This window comes from Streptomyces flavovariabilis (assembly GCF_000725785.1).
In the GTDB taxonomy this organism is placed as follows: domain Bacteria; phylum Actinomycetota; class Actinomycetes; order Streptomycetales; family Streptomycetaceae; genus Streptomyces; species Streptomyces hawaiiensis.
On record NZ_KL647130.1, the window covers coordinates 1 to 454 of the forward strand.

A 454-nucleotide genomic window follows, 5' to 3' on the forward strand; every position below is an offset into this window, starting at 1 on the left:
TGCGTATGGTCCGACGGAGTCGACGGTCTGTGCGACGTTGAGCGAGCCGTTGTCCGGTGCGGTCGTCCCGCCGATCGGCCGGCCCATCGACAACGTGCGCGTGTATGTGCTCGACGCGGGGCTGTCTCCGGTCCCGCCCGGAGTGCCTGGTGAGCTGTATCTCGCCGGAGCGGGGCTGGCGCGGGGCTACCTCAACCGGCCGGGGCTGACCGGCCAGCGGTTCGTCGCCGACCCCTATGGCCCCGCCGGATCGCGCATGTATCGCACCGGAGACCTCGCCCGCGCGGTTGGCCGGTCGGCTGCCCGACTTCATGGTTCCCGCAGCGGTCGTCACCGTCAGCGAACTGCCTCTGACGCCCAGTGGGAAGCTGGACCGTAAGGCGCTGCCCGCGCCGGACTACAGCGGTTCCTCCGTTGCGTCGGGGGCCCCGCGTGATGCGCGTCAGGAGATTCT

Annotated in this window: 1 protein-coding gene; it reads left to right on the top strand. The window is 70.7% G+C overall.

All coding sequences use genetic code 11. The features are described from left to right. Nucleotides 1–379 (top strand): AMP-binding protein (locus tag IO24_RS46160; protein WP_208861345.1); only part of this gene is annotated, 379 nt, incomplete at its 5' end. Nucleotides 380–454: the final 75 nt, after the last annotated feature.